General features: G+C 38.1%; 14 protein-coding genes. All 14 read right to left on the bottom strand.

All coding sequences use genetic code 11. From position 1 onward, the window contains the following. Positions 1 to 100: 100 nt before the first annotated feature. The 14 genes from AC1TPB_RS02655 to panC all read right to left on the bottom strand — a co-directional run bounded on the left by AC1TPB_RS02655 (position 101) and on the right by panC (position 16,543). Positions 101 to 1,879: a cache domain-containing sensor histidine kinase gene (locus AC1TPB_RS02655; protein ID WP_482075049.1), complete on the bottom strand. Its 1,779-nt coding sequence runs from the start codon at positions 1,877 to 1,879 to the stop codon at positions 101 to 103. Continuing rightward, positions 1,876 to 3,444: a response regulator transcription factor gene (locus AC1TPB_RS02650; RefSeq protein WP_482075048.1), complete on the bottom strand. Its 1,569-nt coding sequence runs from the start codon at positions 3,442 to 3,444 to the stop codon at positions 1,876 to 1,878. The genes AC1TPB_RS02655 and AC1TPB_RS02650 overlap by 4 nt, the downstream gene beginning before the upstream one ends. 122 nt (positions 3,445 to 3,566) lie before the next feature. After that, positions 3,567 to 4,247, bottom strand: a complete 681-nt coding sequence (locus tag AC1TPB_RS02645) for a DnaD domain-containing protein (RefSeq protein ID WP_482075047.1) — start codon at positions 4,245 to 4,247, stop codon at positions 3,567 to 3,569. Positions 4,248 to 4,574: 327 nt separating this feature from the next. Continuing rightward, the gene (locus AC1TPB_RS02640) at positions 4,575 to 5,768 is read right to left on the bottom strand and encodes an acetate/propionate family kinase (protein WP_482075046.1); all 1,194 of its coding nucleotides are present in this window, start codon (positions 5,766 to 5,768) and stop codon (positions 4,575 to 4,577) included. Beyond that, the gene (locus AC1TPB_RS02635; protein ID WP_482075045.1) at positions 5,765 to 6,637 is read right to left on the bottom strand and encodes a 3-hydroxyacyl-CoA dehydrogenase family protein; all 873 of its coding nucleotides are present in this window, start codon (positions 6,635 to 6,637) and stop codon (positions 5,765 to 5,767) included. Before AC1TPB_RS02635 ends, AC1TPB_RS02640 begins: the two co-directional genes overlap by 4 nt. Before the next feature lie 107 nt (positions 6,638 to 6,744). Next, entirely contained in the window at positions 6,745 to 8,238 is a 1,494-nt protein-coding gene (locus tag AC1TPB_RS02630; protein WP_482075044.1) for an AAA family ATPase, read from the bottom strand. Then, the gene (locus AC1TPB_RS02625; RefSeq protein WP_482075043.1) at positions 8,231 to 8,773 is read right to left on the bottom strand and encodes a hypothetical protein; all 543 of its coding nucleotides are present in this window, start codon (positions 8,771 to 8,773) and stop codon (positions 8,231 to 8,233) included. Before AC1TPB_RS02625 ends, AC1TPB_RS02630 begins: the two co-directional genes overlap by 8 nt. 290 nt (positions 8,774 to 9,063) lie before the next feature. Then, positions 9,064 to 9,591 (bottom strand): hypothetical protein, encoded by a 528-nt coding sequence (locus AC1TPB_RS02620; protein ID WP_482063578.1) that lies wholly within the window; start codon positions 9,589 to 9,591, stop codon positions 9,064 to 9,066. Between the two features lies 1 nt (position 9,592). Beyond that, positions 9,593 to 10,888 carry an amidohydrolase gene (locus AC1TPB_RS02615; RefSeq protein ID WP_482075042.1) on the bottom strand — a complete coding sequence of 432 codons (1,296 nt, stop codon included), beginning with the start codon at positions 10,886 to 10,888 and terminating at the stop codon, positions 9,593 to 9,595. After that, on the bottom strand, positions 10,881 to 11,525 hold the full coding sequence (locus AC1TPB_RS02610) for a redox-sensing transcriptional repressor Rex (protein WP_482075041.1): 645 nt from the start codon (positions 11,523 to 11,525) through the stop codon (positions 10,881 to 10,883). Before AC1TPB_RS02610 ends, AC1TPB_RS02615 begins: the two co-directional genes overlap by 8 nt. 4 nt (positions 11,526 to 11,529) lie before the next feature. Continuing rightward, complete coding sequence (gene dinG / locus AC1TPB_RS02605; protein ID WP_482075040.1) at positions 11,530 to 14,400, bottom strand: ATP-dependent DNA helicase DinG; 2,871 nt, start codon at positions 14,398 to 14,400, stop codon at positions 11,530 to 11,532. 16 nt (positions 14,401 to 14,416) lie between these two features. Beyond that, positions 14,417 to 15,166 carry a hypothetical protein gene (locus AC1TPB_RS02600; RefSeq protein ID WP_482075039.1) on the bottom strand — a complete coding sequence of 250 codons (750 nt, stop codon included), beginning with the start codon at positions 15,164 to 15,166 and terminating at the stop codon, positions 14,417 to 14,419. A 107-nt stretch (positions 15,167 to 15,273) separates the two neighbouring features. Beyond that, positions 15,274 to 15,657, bottom strand: coding sequence for an aspartate 1-decarboxylase (gene panD, locus AC1TPB_RS02595; protein ID WP_482075038.1), 384 nt, complete (start codon positions 15,655 to 15,657; stop codon positions 15,274 to 15,276). After that, positions 15,650 to 16,543: a pantoate--beta-alanine ligase gene (panC, locus tag AC1TPB_RS02590; RefSeq protein WP_482075037.1), complete on the bottom strand. Its 894-nt coding sequence runs from the start codon at positions 16,541 to 16,543 to the stop codon at positions 15,650 to 15,652. Before panC ends, panD begins: the two co-directional genes overlap by 8 nt. Positions 16,544 to 16,547: the final 4 nt, after the last annotated feature.

Raw genomic sequence — 16,547 nt, 5'->3', positions numbered from 1 at the left:
TTATATCAACTTCATTTACGCTCTCGTTAGAAATATCTTTGTATGGATTGGTCATATCTATTGTTCCTTAAGGGGCTGAAATTATGAATTGTGACTTTTTTTATATTTTTGTATTTTTTTGTGGTGATATTAACGGCATCGTTATAACAATACGTGTACCTTGATCTGCCGAGCTAATAATATTCACGCCATAAGTATCTCCATATAACAATTCAAGGCGATCATTAACGTTGCGAATTCCTATTCCTGAGAAGAAATGACTAGAATGTCGTGTACTTTGTTGCTTTGTAGGCATTTTTTGTTCGATACCTATTCCATTATCGACAATTTCACATACAAGATTGCTTCCTTCTCGTGAAATCATAACGTATATATATCCATCACTTCGCCCTTGGAATGCGTGAAAGAAGGAATTTTCGATAAATGGTTGTATAATTAATTTTGGGATCTGATATTCTTTACATTTCTCATCGATGAAATAACTTACATTTATTTGCTCACCATATCGAATATGGTTGATTAATACGTAATTTTTCAAGTTGACTAGTTCATCTTCCACACTTATTGTTTCACTTACATTGCCTATCGTATTTTGCAATAACTCAATTAAAGCATTTATTGTAAGTGCAGCTTTTTCCTTATTGCCCTGCTGCACCAAAATTTTAATAGATGCTAATGTATTATAGAGGAAATGTGGGTTAATTTGCATCTGTAATGCTGACAGTTCAGCATTGCGTTGATCTTTCTGTGTCTGTATTAATTGATTAATATAGTCATTTAATTCGTCAAGCATGTAGTTGTAGGCATTTCCAAGTTCCTTTATCTCATAACTACCTGATACGGTGAAATAATTGCCAAAATTACGTTTTGTAATTCGAGACATTTGCCTAGCTAATAATGTTAATGATCTCGTAATTCTGCTAGTAATAATAAATACAATGAATAAAGCGATGCAAACAATTAATGCACAAATAACAGCTACTGTTTTAAAGTTCATCATTTGACTTAAAGCAGCACTTTTGTCAATCGTATTCACAATGTACAGATCATACGTTGGCAAATATGTCGCCAACAGAAGATGCTGTTTACCTTCCCTTTTTATTTCCGTTACTTTCACTCCATTATTATCCATCTCAATAATATTCGATAATAATTGTCCTTCATTCGTCCCAATTAAGGACTCTCGATTCGACGAAACGACAAGTCCTTCTTGGTCTATTAACAACAAATCATTTCCAGCGCTTGTGAATCCTGTATAGCTCTTCTTAAATTCTGTTTCTTTGATTGCAAAATATATTACACCATACTGAAAACCGCTTGATCTATCAAATAAAGCTTTGGCAGCAACTATTACTGCGTTTCCTTGTTGCTCAGTCTGATCCAAATGATATTGTAGCTTTTTTGGTTCCTCTAATGCTTTTATCGTAATTTCATCGTCTTTCATATCATAATAAGCAGTAGGCCAAATTGAATTTTTCGTCTCATGACGATTCCCATTCATTCCTGATATCATCATAGAAATGGGATAGACGGAAACTGTGGATTGCAGTCGATTCATCTCCTGCGAAACGAGATAGTGACTGCGTAACGCTTCTACAGTTGATTGATTCTCTACCGTTAAGAAACGCTTAATTTCCCCACTATCATTAGCATTACTTGCTGTCATAGAAACAGCATAGTTCATGTTTTCTACACTTGTTTGAATTTGATTAATAATTTTACTATTCGTAATGCTAAATGTATCCATAAATACTTTCTCGGACATCTGGAGCATGACAGACCAAGTAAGCCATGCTACCATAATTACACTAATCAATGTAACGGAAAACATCTTAATAAATAACCCTTTGTATCTAAATTTGTCCTTCAACCACTTCATAACAGTTCTCTTTTCTGTGTTTGGTTTCCTTTACGATATTGACTAGGTGAAACACTTTTATGTTTTTTAAACACTTTAGTAAAATAACTTTGATCGGAGTAGCCTACCCTCTCACTAATCTCAAAAATTGATAATTCCGCTTGTTGCAGTAATTCAGCAGCCTTGTCCACTCGAACACGATTCAAATACTCACTGAAACCTTCATCATTATGAGCCGAAAAGAAGCTCGAAAGATAAGATGGATTGAAGTGAAAATGATTCGCAATATCCGTTAAATTAATCGGCTCCATATAATGCTGCCTTATATAACTAATAATCATCGTCATGTTGGGATTAGCCGAAGTTTGCTTACTCGTTGCTAATGTTACATTCATTTCATCGATAAAATCATATAATTCTTTTAGGGCGACGGAAGCATGAGTTGCCTCATTAATCGATCTGAAATAATTGTATTTTTTACTTTCTATATGTCCCGTATCCATTTCTAGCTTCCCCAAAATGATTGTAATATTGAATATGATGTTGCCTAGTACCGTTTTGAAGGCGAATACATCTTGTTCGTAGTCGACTGCTGCATATTTGAAATATTCAAATAACACTTCTAACGCTTTACTAAAATTACGTGCTTGCATAAGCTCAGTAAACTGACTCATATTAAATTCGACCGATTCATGATGTAGTTTCGGTAATTCATTTCTAGTAATAAGAATGGTATGGTGAGGCAAATAAAAACGGTAAGAGCACATTTTCAAAAACCTTTGATGATACTGCTCATATAACTCACTAATTTTTGTAAATGGATCGCCAAAAGTCCAGCATAATCCCGCTATTGATGTCGTAGTATGGATTGCAAAACTACGAATTTCTGGCATAATCTGCTCCCAATCCCGATCATTCATATTCAAAATGTAGACTGCCAAGTTATTATCCGTTGGCAGCGGCATAGCTACCATATTCCCTTCATGCGAGAGAAATATTGCACTTAATTGCTCAAGCCAATAATCTTTATTTGCGTTAGCTATATTTTTCATTTCGGCTCCAAAAAACCGAAAACTATTATGTGGAAAAACATCATAAACACTTTCCATTGAAGTATCGATTTCATAGCCAGACATCAATTTATCTAATGTCATCTTAATACTAAGATTTTCCTCTTTCATATTTTCAATAAGCTGCAGCGATGGTATTTTATTAGCTACTCGCTTCAATATAGTAAGTAATTGATTCGCCTCTAATTTTGGCTTTAGTATATAATCTGCTACCCCACTTTGGAAGGTTGAGCGTACATAATTGAATTCTCCAAAGCTACTTAATACGATAACTTCAATATGAGGATAGCTTGTTTTTAGAATACTTGTAAATTCAACACCATCCATTAGCGGCATGACGATATCTGTAATGACAATATGCGGTGATAGTTGTTCTACCATTTCTAATGCTTCTTTACCATTCGATGCTTCGCCTACTATACTGAACCCTTCATTTTCCCAGTTCAATAAATGCTTTATACCTTGCCTTACTAGTACTTCATCGTCAACAATGAGAATATGACAGGTTGGATTCATCTTGATATCCTCCTAAACTTTTTGTTATCATGCAGAATAATACTTAATATAATATCACAAATAAAAACCTATAAGTCATGTGAGTACGATACATTTTTTTGCATCACGTTCTCACTACTGACTTATAGGTTTTTAGAATAAAACTTTTGCGAATGTAACTTAGCTTCTTCCGCAGTTGTCACTCGATTACGAGCCCATTCAATAAGAATACGATCGATGTATTTTAAGCTTAGCTTTCCAGAAAAGACAGCTTCTTTCAATGCAAATCGAATAATTTCATCGGAGTAACGATCTTGATCGATCCAAGCACTAATTGTTTCATATTCCATTGGCGATAATGGTCGACCAAACTCTTGCTCAAACGATGCAAATAGCTGAGCCGCTTGATCTTGATGAACTACTTTATGTACTTTCTGACGCTCTGCTTTCTTCGTAGCACGTAATTCTTTGGCATACCAATTCGTTGCTAGCATATACCAGCCTGACCAATTGTAGGTTTCTCCGATAATATCATGAATCGTTTCCTGCTCAATTGTGAGGAAGCCGCTATTAAAAAGCTTCTGTAGCCACCCGGTAATAATGTGACTATGAACACCCATTCGCTCAGAAAGCTCCTCTGGAGTTGGGAAAGGATTATGTTCAACCTCGGCAAACTGAATAATATGAAGTAGCAGCATAGCTTCCGAATCGTCTAACCCAAGTGCACGATAGCTGCGTAGTAACAAGGAAGAGACATGAATTCCGCCTTCCTGCAAAACCACATTCATACCATGGGCGTAGGCCTTCCAGATATGATCGCTCATAAATACCTTCCTCTCATTGGATAACTTACATTCACCATCGATTACGCTGCGTTAGCATGCACATCGCGATTACATGCGACTGTTTTGAACTACCACTTCCAATAAAGGTTCAAAAAGCGGACTTTCGAAAGTCGAGAAGATGAAGCGTTACTTGAGAAAGGCGGAAGCGCAAGTGTACATGATTACGTACACGCGATCCTACAATGTTTCTGCAAGAAACATTGTAGGAAGCTTATGCCGTACTTTCCAAGTTCGCTTCATATTCGACGTCGAATACACTACGTCAGCATACGCTTCGTTATCAAAGTCTGCTTTTTGAACAACTGCTTACTTCACCAAATTATATGTGTCTCTTGCAATTAGTAACTCCTCATTCGTCGGAACAACCATTACTTTAACACGAGAATTTGGCGTAGAAATGACACGCGGCTCTTTGCTGCGCTTCGCATTCAATTCCTCATCAAGCTCAAGTCCTAGGAATGTAAGTCCTTCACATACTGCTTTACGAAGAACAACAGAGTTTTCACCTACGCCCGCTGTGAATACCATAACATCTAGACCATTCATTGCTGCAGCATAGCTACCCATATATTTTTTCACACGATATACGTACATATCGAATGCAAGTTTCGCTTCTTCATTTTCATCCATCGCATCAGTAATCTCACGCATATCAGAGCTCAGGCCCGATACTGCTAATAGTCCACTATGCTTGTTCAACATAGAATTCACTTCGTTCAATGTTAGATCTTCTTTATTCATAACGAAAGGAACAATTGCAGGATCTAAATCACCACTACGAGTACCCATCATCAGTCCTTCAAGTGGAGTCATTCCCATACTTGTATCGAACGATTGACCATTAAGGATCGCTGTAAGACTACCTCCGTTACCGATATGACAAGTAATCATTTTTAATGAAGCTAACTCTTTGTCAAGCACTTTTGCTGCAACATCACTCACATAAGCATGGGATGTTCCATGGAATCCATAACGACGAACTTTATGACGCTTGTACAATGATTTTGGAATCGCATATAAGTAAGATGTTTTTGGCATCGTTTGATGGAAAGCTGTATCAAATACAACCACTTGCGGTACATTTGGCAAGTTCATTTCTACAGCTACAATTCCCATCATATGCGCTGGATTGTGAAGTGGCGCTAGCTCAAACAATCGTTTGATTTCGCTCTTCACTGCATCCGTAACGATAACAGAATTTTTGAAAATCTCGCCACCATGAACAATACGGTGACCTACTGCATCGATTTCAGTCATCGATTTTACTACGCCATGCTCGGCATGAATTAACATATCGATCACTCGCTTAACAGCAGTTACATGATCCAATATTTCTTTTACTTCAACAACTTCTTCTTTCCCTACTGGCTCATGTGTAACGATCGAAGAATCCATCCCGATACGCTCTACACGACCACTTGCTAATACAGATTCATTCGTCATATCGAATAATTGATATTTCAAAGATGAACTTCCAGCATTAATTACAAGTACTTTCATTCGACTCGATCTCCATCCGCATCATATTTGAAAAATCCTACCCCAGCTTTAACTCCAAGATGTCCAGCTCGCACCATTTTCTTCAGTACGATAGATGGTCGGTATTTCAACTCACCATATTCACGGAACATGTTTTCAAGTGCAGCTTGAACCGAATCTAACCCAAATTGATCTGCCATTTGGAATGGACCGAGCTTGAATGAATATCCAACACGCATAGCATTATCAATATCTTCAGCTGTAGCAACGCCCTCTTCAAGTACATGAAGCGCCTCATTAATGAATAGACACATTAAACGAGTCGTTACAAAACCTGGAGATTCAAATACCATAACTGCTTTTTTCTGAATGTCTTCCTCGGCAAATTGCTTGGTTACTTCCACAGTTTCTTCGGAAGTTTTCAAGCCACGTACAATTTCAACCATATCAATTGACGATACAGGATGGATGAAATGCATACCAATAACACGCTCTGGAGAACATGTTGCACTTGCAATTTCAGTTAAGCTAAGTGATGAAGTATTACTTGCAAGAATTGTATCAGCACTTGTTACTTGATCAAGTTGCTTAAATATCTCTTTCTTTTGATCCAAATCTTCCGTAATGGATTCGATAATCAACTCACAACCCGTTAACTCTTCCATTTTCGAAATAGTATGAATACGAGAAAGAATTAATTTTTTCTCTGATGATGTAATAGCCCATTTCTCTATTTGTTTATCTAGGCTCATCTCAATCATGTTCAAAGCATGCTTTAATCGGTCATTAGAAATTTCAAGCATATAGACATCTAAACTATTTTTAGCTAGCATCTCAGCAATTCCTTGACCCATTGTCCCTACTCCAACAACTCCAACTTTCTTAATCATAGGTTTTTCGTTTCTCCCTTACAACATTTTATCCTATTCATTATAACTCTTTTCGAAATATTTTGCAGGCTCGGTAAGCGCTCTTATGCAATTTGTCGAAAATAAATCTAATTTAAGTCGTTATTCCACAATAAATTTCTAAAGTTGTCACCACTTACAAACTCCTCTTCCATTAATTGTGGCAAGGACTGATCGAAAATCACATATTGCTCTTCTAATTTTTGCTTCGTCTTCAATAATAATTCATCTAAAACTTGATTTGTGATCTCATTCCAGCGATCGGCTGTCATCATGCTACTATCTATAATTCCAATAGATGTTAATCCTGACTCTACCATCGTTTTTACGAGCTGTAATGCTTGATCAAAATCCCCTTTAGAACCTGTACTGCGTTCTCCATAAAATAACTCTTCGGCCACTGAGCCACCCAATGTCACCATAATTTTTCCTTCTAAATCAGTTTTCGTATATAAAAATTTCTCTGTTGTTGGTGTATGACGCACAAAGCCTAGCGCACCACCACGGGGCGTTAGAACAACCTGTGCGACGGACCCAGGTGCCGTTATTTCTGCCATAATAGCATGACCTATTTCATGTCGTGCTACTCTTAATTTGTCTTCGACAGTAGCTTCTCGATTGTTTCTTTCGCCTAATAAAACTTTATCAATAGCCGCTTGAATATGATTTCTTGTAATTTCCACTTGCCCTTCACGCATCGTATAAATTGCCGCTTCATTCATCACTGCTTCAAGCTGCGCACCTGAAAATTGATACGTATCTTTGGCGATCTGATCAAAATCTACATCTTCATGAATTGTTTTATTCGCTGCATGCAATTCTATAATATGTCGACGGCCTTTTTTATCGGGAAGTGACACTTCGATATGTCGATCAAATCGACCAGGTCTTAATAGCGCTTCATCTAGTATATCTCTCCGATTCGTAGCAGCAATTAACAAAACATTTACTTCAGTATTATGATAAATACCATCTAGCTCCGTTAGCAATTGATTCAACGTTTGATCATACTCGCGATGCTGGCCGCCATCACGTTTACCACCGATAACATCTATTTCATCAATAAATATAATCGCATTTTTCTTATTATGCTCTTTCGCTTGTTTTCTCGCTTTATTGAATAATTCACGAACACGGTTAGCCCCTGTACCGACATACATTTCCACAAATTCACTACCGGATGCGGCGATAAAGACGCTATCTGTATAATTGGCTGCTGCTTTTGCTAGCATCGTTTTCCCCGTACCAGGAGGACCTGTAAGTAAAATACCTTTCATCATCCGAATGCCACGCTCGGCAATTTGATCCCGCTGAACGAGAAAATCTAATGCTTCTCTTAATTCTTGTTTGACATGTAATTGCCCACCGACCTGTTCAAAAGTAATCGCATCAATGACTGATTCCTTTTGATTTTTCAGACTAGCTAATCCTACCTGTTTATTAGACTGTGTGGCCATCATATAGACGACAACAAATAGAGCTACTGTAAATATGCCCGCTCCTATATTTATGAAATAACCAAATGTGACACTTAATAAGGCGGCAAGTATACCAATCGTACTTTCCTTTGCATAGTTACGCATTGCGCCATACCTCCATCTCCTGATTATGAATCGGAAGTAATATATGTTTCACTTGCAGATCTTTTCTAATCGTTACATACACATAGTTGTCATCAATCGTGGCATTGGCTTCTAAGCCTGTATTCTGCTGCTCTAATGAGTCCATTAAGCTCGGTAGCTTACTGTATTGCTGTAAGGACATTACTTCAGCAACATTGAACAGCTGAGTATCCCAATGTGAATCTAACTCTCGTTGCTCTTGCTTAGTAAGAGAAATCGTAACAAGATTAGACTTATAAGAATGTTGGGTCATAATTAGTTCTATTTCATGAACGGCTTCTTTCAAAGTAACATTAGGAAGCGGCGCAATCTCAATAAAGACACGATCTCCGTCTTCTACAATTGGTAACGTCACTTCTGAAAATTGAGCCTGCTTAAGTTGATTTTCTAATGGTTTTTGCTGAGCTACATACTGATAAGTAAATCCACCAGTAACTACAACTATAATCGTAACTAAAAATGCGATAATCATTGGCTTTAGCTTAAAATTTTGCAATTAGTCCACCTCAATTATCAATTTGTTGTACTTCCTAATTAAATAAAAGTTCAAAACGTGGGCTTTCAGAATCGAGAAGATGGAGCGCTACTTGAGAAAAGCGGAAGCGCAAGTGTACATGATTACGTACACGCGAACCGTACTTTCCAAGTTCGCTTCTTATTCGACGTCGAGTAATCTTCGAAGCACACTCATCGTTATCAAAGCCCACGTTTTGAACTACCTTTATAGCAAATAGTATATCATGTTTGCTATACGATTTTACAACATAAATAAAGGAAACGAGATCGTTATGATCTCGTTTCCTTAGGAATTGTATATTCATCTATTAAAGTTCCATCGCTCATTGCATAGAAGGCATAGATAATATAATTGCTATCATCCTCGCCATAATGAACTTCCCACGCTAGCTGATTTGCCAAATATGCTTCCTTTATCGTAACGTTTTTTGCAGTTGGCTTAGATGATTGTAGCTTTTGTAAGACAACTTCAGATGAAACAATAGCGTTCGTATTCGCTGAGGCTAATATGTTATTATCTTGCCATACCGCATACTGCTCTTGTCCATCCAATGTTTCCGCCAGCACTATCCAATACTGTTCTTCCCATATATATTTTTCAAGATAATTTTCAGTGGAAAGATCATATTGCTGAGCAAGACTTGCACGGACTTCATCTTTTTCATTCCAACGATCCATCTGAATATTACGATAAAACATAACGAGTAACACAATAATAACAATGAAAAGCAATATACTGAAAGCTATCCATTTGCGTGGCGTCATCCAAGGGGATCGTTTCTTTTCAATGGCTCTCATCTTATTTCAACAGACGCTCAAAGCTAGCTTGCGCCTCGTAGCGAACTTTCTCCTCATCCATCGTAAGTAACTTTCTATTACTAACAACTTGCTTACCATCAATCCATACATGAGCTACATCACGACCATTAGCTGCATAGACAAGATGAGAAATAAGATCAGTACGTGGGAAGAAATGTGGTTGATCGATATTAATTGCAATAAAGTCAGCTTTTTTTCCAACTTCAAGCGTACCGATTTGCGAGTTCCAGATGGCTTCGGCACCCATTGACGTTCCAAGCTGCAGAGCTGTATAAGCAGGAACTACAGTCGGATCACCTGACACTCCTTTATGAAGCAATGCAGCAGCTCTTATTTCTTGGAATAGATCTAAGTTATTATTACTTGCAACACCATCAGTACCAAGCGAAAGCTTCACACCAGCTTTCAATAGTTCCGGTACTCTTGCTACACCACTTGCTAGCTTTAAGTTACTAATCGGATTATGAGAAATTGATGCACCTCTTGCTGCTAACAGTTCAATTTCCTCATCCGTTAGATGAACAGCATGCGCTAATAATGCTGGACGTGAGAAGAAGCCTAGCTCATCCAGATGCGCAACTGGACGTTTTCCGTACTCATCTACATTCTGCTGCACTTCAGCTTTCGTCTCTGACATATGAGTATGTAACGGCAAATTCAGATCATGTGCAGCTTGTACAATACGAGCGATATAATCTGGAGGGCAAGTATAAGGTGAATGCGGCGAAAGCATTGTAGATATTCTTCCATCCCCTTGACCATTCCATTGTTTTGCAAATGAAATTGCATCTTCTAATTTGGCTGTTTGTACTTCAGGTGGACAAAGTCCGATGACTCCTCTAGTAAGAAAAGCACGAATACCTGCTTGCACCGAAGCTTCAGCGACTTGATCCATGCGATCATACATATCTACAAATGTTGTTGTACCACTTAGCAGCATTTCAGCAATCGCAAGATTACTTCCTGCCCGTGTATCTTGATCAACATATTTTTCTTCCATCGGCCACATTTTTTCTTGTAGCCACACTTGTAAGTTCAAATCATCTGAGAAACCGCGAAGTAATGTCATCGCTGCATGACCATGTGTATTCACTAAACCAGGCATGAACACTAATCCTTTACCATCTACACGCTCGGCATCTGTTACATTTTCTGGACGATCTGCACCGATATATGTGATGACATCATCTGTTACGATCATATGCCCACTTAACACTTCAGGTGTTGCACCTGCCATCGTAACGAACAAACCGTTTTCAACCCATATTTTACTCATCGTCGGCCACCTCTTTATTATTCAAATAGTAAGCTAAGCTCAATAATTCCTTCGTAAAATCAGCATATTGGATCCGAACATGATCTGGCACACGTAATATTGTTGGAGCAAAATTAAGGATACCTTCAATTCTTGTTTCAGTTAATTGATTAGCAACATTTTGTGCTTCAGAAGCAGGAACAGTAATAATACCAATACGAATATTAAGTTCATCGATTGTTTTCGCTAATTCAGACATCGGCTGAACGGTTAAGTTATTAATTTTTGAACCCGCTTTATTTTCAACATTATCAAACACAGCAACAATTTGCATATTATCATTACTGTACTTGTTATAATTACATAATGCATGCCCTAGGTTACCAGCACCGATCAAAGCTACATTAATAGTCTGATTAATTTTAAGTATATGACGTATTTTATCAATCAAGTAATCTACTTCATATCCTATTCCTTTACGTCCGAAATCACCGAAGTAAGCAAGGTCTTTTCGAATTTGTGCTGGATTGAGGTCTAATCGATTACCGAGATCTTGTGAGGAAACCGTCCCAATTTCACGACTTTTCAATTCATGAAGTACTTGCAAATAGATAGGTAATCTTCTAACAACAGCTTCAGAAATTTTTGTTTGCTTCATCCGTTCAATCCTCCTTTAACCACTCTTCCATCCGCTTGGCCATCTGACTTGTATGCATCGTCTCGATTTTCGGAGCAGGTAATGAATATAAAAAATGTTTACCATAATAAGCTTCAATTACTCTAGTATCATATATGATTACAATCCCTTTGTCAGTAGCTGTACGAACTAACCTACCAAAGCCTTGCTTAAAGCGAATAACGGCTTGCGGGATCGATAATTTCATAAATGGATTTTTCTTCTGCTTCACTAGCAATTCCGACTTCGCCTCAACAAGTGGATGATTAGGTGGTTGGAATGGCAGTCGCACAATCGCAAGACATTGCAACGCTTCTCCAGGGATATCTACGCCTTCCCAAAAGCTGCTTGTACCGAGCAACACCGATGCTTGATTTTGCAAAAATCTACGCGTTAATTTCGTGCGATTATTACTATCAACACCTTGTCCCAGCACTTGAATATTGCTACCTTGCAGCGTTGCTTTCAGCGGATCATATACTTGCTTTAACAATCGATATGAAGTGAATAAGATCAGCATTTTCCCACCGAGTGTCTGTGCACTTTCCGCTAATGAGCCTACTAATTTATCCAAATATGCCGCGTCAACATGAGCACCCTTCAAGACAGGGAAATCACGCGGGATAATAACTAAAGCCTGCTCACGATAATTAAATGGTGAATCAAGCATGACTGCTTTTAACCGATTGGAGTTTTCATATGACGATAATCCAAGCTGCTCGGCAATATATTCAAAATTTTTCTGAATAGATAATGTAGCAGATGTCATAACGACAGTATCTTTCACTTCAAACAAATATTTTTTCAACAATCCGCTTACATCAACTGGAGCTGAATATAGCTGTAATGATCTGAACTTATACGCTTGCGTTCCTTCCATCCAGTACACATAATCTTCTTGTTCAAGCTTCATAAACATCCGCAATTCGTCTTTAATTCTGCTCAAATCACGTAATACACCATTTAAATCAATGAGAATGCTTTGCAGGCCTGTATCTTCATCAAGTCTTTCTTTCACTTCATTCGAAAGCTTTTCAATTGACTTTACAAATCGCGACAGCAATACATGGAAATTATTTTCCACTTCCATCGCTTCGTTCCATTCATGCGGCAGCTTATGACGATCCAATCGCAGCACCATACTTGCTGTACCAACAGATTCTGCCTCATTACTTTGCGTCGCATCGGAACTAACAATACTGTAGAGCCATTCGAACAACTTATCCCAATGCTCTTTCATATCTTGAAGTTGTGGATAGGCACTATCTATAACTTCATTCCATGCAGCAGTATGGTCGTCCCCATCCTCTTGAATCCGAATACGAAGCGATGGAAGCACTCCTGTTCGCATGTCTTTATACAGCATGTTCATTGCATATATATACGAAGTATAGGTCATTTGGTTACCAAGATGTTTGCCAGCAACTTCCTCAAGATGATGTGCTTCATCTAATATGAGATTGGTGTAACCAGGTAAAAGTCGATGATCGGCTTGAATATCTGTAAAAATCATCGAATGATTCGTAATACAAACATCAGATATCGTCGATTCATGCTTTGCACGATGATAATAACAACGTTTGAACCAAGGACAAGCGCGATTCAAGCATGAATCAGCGTCACTTGAAACCGTCCCCCAGAAGTCTGCACCACGTAACCCAAGATTAAGCTCCTCTTGATCACCCGTTTCCGTTTCTGATAACCAGACAACCATCTGTGCCGCTGTAACAGGATCATCCACTGGGGCAACGAAGTCCTTCATATTCAATTTATGTTCAAATTTCCGCATACAAAGATAGTTGCCTCTTCCCTTTAATAACGATGCTCGGAAAGGGAATGGTAATATTTCATTAAGTAAAGGAATATCTCGATTGCGAAGCTGTTCTTGTAAATTAATGGTATGAGTGCTTACGACGACTTTCTCTTCCGCTTTTATGCCGTAATATAGCGCCGGAATTAAGTAACCTAATGATTTACCAGTACCCGTTCCTGCTTCAATAAGCAAATGCTTATTATCAGTAAGTGCCTCAAATACTTCATCATACATTTGAATTTGCGGTTTACGCTCTTCATAGTTCTCAAACATTTCCTTGAAGCGATTTTGGACATCTTCAATATATTGCTCGAAGCTTGTTACGCGTTCAAAATATTCGTTAGCATTTTCTTTTTCTCTAGCGGACGTTTCATCTGACCAAGGCGTTGCCTTTAAGGCGAACTGACGGTAATAATCGTATTCAGCTGAATCAAATACCGCTTGCTGCTCCATTAATTTTTCCGTATAGTTCATATACCAGCCGATGTCTCGTGACTCATCAAAAAATGAAGATAGCCGCTGCAATGTGAGCAGCGGCAAAGAACGAAGCTTTGATACACAATCAATGAAAATATGAGCTGTAGCAAGTGCATCACTATCGGCACGATGCTGCATTTCATGTTCTACGCCTAATTGCTCAGCTACCGTCCCTAATTGATACGAAGTGATCGATGGGTATAAAATACGCAAAAAATCCATTGTATCTAATCTTCTCCCATTGAAAGGGAGATATCCACATTGATCAAGGGCATGATTCAAAAAATTCGCATCAAAGCCCACGTTATGAGCAACGAGAACAGCATCATCAAGATGTGGTATTAGTCCAACTAAAGCATCATTCAAATCAGGAGCATCTTGAACATCACTGTATTGAATCCCCGTAAGACCTGTAATAAACGCAGGAATCTCAACAGTTGGCTTAACAAATGTACTATACGTATCGATAATCTCTAATTCATCAGATACGACAACTAGTCCGATTTGTATAATTTCATCCAAGGCACTTTGTCCAGTTGTCTCCAAATCAAAAATGGCATACTTCATTCAGTGACCGTTCCTCTCACGTACAGATCAACTCTGTGCTTCCAAAATATAATGATAACTGCTCTGGAGTTTCCATACAGCATTGTAAATTTTTAAGTGAATCTTCAAACTGTGGATAGATGGAATAAGCTTTAAGGAATAATTGCTCAGCTTGGTTCATATTCAGCTTGATCGCATGAATACAACCGAGCGCATTGAAACTTAATGCTAACCATTTGGGAAAATCGCTCAATACCGTTAACAATTGAAATTGTCTTTGCGCTTCGTTCCAGTTGCGCATATGCATTAATGTCATACCATAATATAATCTTGCCATATTGCATTCTGGAGTAGTCGTAATAATTTGATTAAATAAATCTGCAGCTTCCGTAAACATAAAAAGTTTATAATAACCTTGTGCCCGATCAAGAATTAGCTCATCTTCAAGTGGTGTATAAAGATCACATTCATTGCATGGTTGTTCTTGACTGTACGTTTCAATTAATTCCTTAGCGAGATGTACTGGTGCGATCGTGGATTCATCTAATCCCGCCTGATGCTCCGACTTTGCATTGATTGCTTCATGCTCTCGCTCACGATAAGATTCAAAAAATATAGCAAGCTTTTCTTCGAATGACACCCAATGATCCATAAATGAATCATTTGTTTCCTTCAATTCTTGAATACGAAAGCAGTATTCTTCTCTTTCCTCAGCGTCAGCTTCTTCATAATGCTGAATAATGTAATCAAGCAGCTCATGCATTGACGAAAACATATCACTTATCATACCGTATCCCGCCTTCTTTTGAATGTAGGAGTCTACGGTCATTTTCTGTTGAAAGTGATCTTTTCATTCAGCATGGTATTCGTTACATAAAGAAGGGATTAACTTGATTATAGTATGGTCGAGTGAATTTCACCATTCATAAATTGTGTTGGCTTGTTATTCTGATCAAGCACAACAATAGTTGGACTGTAAGAATGTGCTTGCTCTTCCGTCATTAAGCTATACGATATAATAATAACATTATCACCTGGTTGAACAAGTCTTGCCGCAGCACCATTAAGACAAATGACGCCTGTGCCTCGTCCACCTTTAATAACATAAGTTTCTAGACGAGCACCATTATTATTGTTAACAATTTGTACTTTTTCATTTTCTAATAAGTCCGCAGCGTCCATAAGATCTTCATCAATCGTAATACTACCAACATAATTAAGATTTGCTTCCGTTACTGTAGCACGATGCAACTTAGATTTCATCATTGTTCTATACACGCTCGATCACCTCACTAACTTGGAATAACGCATTATCAATTAAGCGAGTAGTACCAAACTTTACGGCAACCGCTACAATAAACCTTTGATTTTCAACAGATTTCGAAAGAAAAGCTTGTCCATTAATTACTGTCAAAGTTGGATAATGTAATAATTCTACATAATCAATCTCGCCAGTAGTATTTGTTAATATCTCATCTTTAATAAATGTAATACATTCATCTGCTGACATATTACCGTCTGCACTCAACTTATGATGGAGCTTGTTAAGTGACTGGCTTAACGTCGCAGCTTCTGCACGATGTTTTGCAGATAAATACACATTGCGCGAGCTCAGCGCAAGACCATCTGGCTCTCTAATAATCGGACAAGGTACAATTTCTACGTTCATATCAAGATCTTGAACCATTTGCTCAATTACTGCTACTTGTTGAGCATCCTTCATCCCAAAGTAAGCTCTATCAGGCAAAACGATATTGAATAGCTTACTAACGACTAATCCAACACCATCAAAATGTCCTGGTCTGGATGCCCCGCATAAGCGATTCGTGACTTCCTCAACTTTAATTGTCGTTAATGGTTTTGCCTTGTACATTTCTTCCGTAGTTGGCAAAAATACAATATCAACGCCACATGATGCCGCAAGTGCTATATCTCTTTCCTCATCGCGAGGATAACGATCCAAATCCTCATTTGGACCAAATTGCATTGGATTAACGAATATACTAAGTACGACAACATCATTATCGACTTTCGCTTCACGTAGCAGGCTCGCATGACCTTCATGTAAAAATCCCATCGTTGGTACGAAACCAATCGATTGTTGCTGCTTTCTCGCCTCTCTAACCGCTAATTTCAGCTGTTGCTTCGTGCGACAAATATTCATCCTT

It is taken from the genome of Paenibacillus sp. Y951 (assembly GCF_056786395.1).
This window is presented reverse-complemented; position numbering and strand designations above follow the sequence as displayed.

What these genes read in the sequence shown, in the direction of transcription:
- AC1TPB_RS02655 (WP_482075049.1), bottom strand. Translation starts at nt 1,879, where the DNA reads ATGAAGTGGTTGAAGGACAAATTTAGATACAAAGGGTTATTTATTAAG.
- AC1TPB_RS02650 (WP_482075048.1), bottom strand. Translation starts at nt 3,444, where the DNA reads ATGAATCCAACCTGTCATATTCTCATTGTTGACGATGAAGTACTAGTA.
- AC1TPB_RS02645 (WP_482075047.1), bottom strand. Translation starts at nt 4,247, where the DNA reads ATGAGCGATCATATCTGGAAGGCCTACGCCCATGGTATGAATGTGGTT.
- AC1TPB_RS02640 (WP_482075046.1), bottom strand. Translation starts at nt 5,768, where the DNA reads ATGAAAGTACTTGTAATTAATGCTGGAAGTTCATCTTTGAAATATCAA.
- AC1TPB_RS02635 (WP_482075045.1), bottom strand. Translation starts at nt 6,637, where the DNA reads ATGATTAAGAAAGTTGGAGTTGTTGGAGTAGGGACAATGGGTCAAGGA.
- AC1TPB_RS02630 (WP_482075044.1), bottom strand. Translation starts at nt 8,238, where the DNA reads ATGCGTAACTATGCAAAGGAAAGTACGATTGGTATACTTGCCGCCTTA.
- AC1TPB_RS02620 (WP_482063578.1), bottom strand. Translation starts at nt 9,591, where the DNA reads ATGAGAGCCATTGAAAAGAAACGATCCCCTTGGATGACGCCACGCAAA.
- AC1TPB_RS02615 (WP_482075042.1), bottom strand. Translation starts at nt 10,888, where the DNA reads ATGAGTAAAATATGGGTTGAAAACGGTTTGTTCGTTACGATGGCAGGT.
- AC1TPB_RS02610 (WP_482075041.1), bottom strand. Translation starts at nt 11,525, where the DNA reads ATGAAGCAAACAAAAATTTCTGAAGCTGTTGTTAGAAGATTACCTATC.
- dinG (WP_482075040.1), bottom strand. Translation starts at nt 14,400, where the DNA reads ATGAAGTATGCCATTTTTGATTTGGAGACAACTGGACAAAGTGCCTTG.
- AC1TPB_RS02600 (WP_482075039.1), bottom strand. Translation starts at nt 15,166, where the DNA reads ATGATAAGTGATATGTTTTCGTCAATGCATGAGCTGCTTGATTACATT.
- panC (WP_482075037.1), bottom strand. Translation starts at nt 16,543, where the DNA reads ATGAATATTTGTCGCACGAAGCAACAGCTGAAATTAGCGGTTAGAGAG.